This is a genomic window from Streptococcus oralis, from assembly GCF_001578945.1.
In the GTDB taxonomy this organism is placed as follows: domain Bacteria; phylum Bacillota; class Bacilli; order Lactobacillales; family Streptococcaceae; genus Streptococcus; species Streptococcus oralis_Q.
On record NZ_KQ969627.1, the window covers coordinates 1 to 399 of the forward strand.

At 43.6% G+C, this 399-nt stretch carries 1 protein-coding gene; it reads left to right on the top strand.

The genetic code is table 11. The features are described from left to right. Positions 1-34 precede the first annotated feature (34 nt). On the top strand, positions 35-399 hold a 365-nt coding region (locus SORDD16_RS10120; RefSeq protein ID WP_061453300.1), incomplete at its 3' end, for a cytidine deaminase.

Sequence of the window (399 nt, forward strand, 5' to 3'; positions counted from 1 at the left end):
GCTGGTGTAGCAATCTTAAAAGGAGAATTAGCGGATGGCGACTACTGAGTTAATTGAACTAGCAATTGAAACCAGCAAACAAGCCTATGTCCCCTATTCTCACTTTCCCATCGGTGCTGTTTTAGTAGCTAAGGATGGTAGTATTTATACGGGTGTGAACATCGAGAATGCTAGTTATCCCTTGACGAATTGTGGAGAACGTACTGCTATTTTTAAAGCAGTTTCGGAGGGGCAACGGGAATTTTCAGAGTTGATTGTCTACGGACAAACTGAAAAACCTATCTCGCCATGTGGTGCTTGCCGCCAGGTCATGGTTGAATTTTTTGAACAAGATCTAAAAGTGACCTTAGTCGCTAAAGATAAATCGACGGTCGAGATGACGGTCGGGGAGTTACTTCC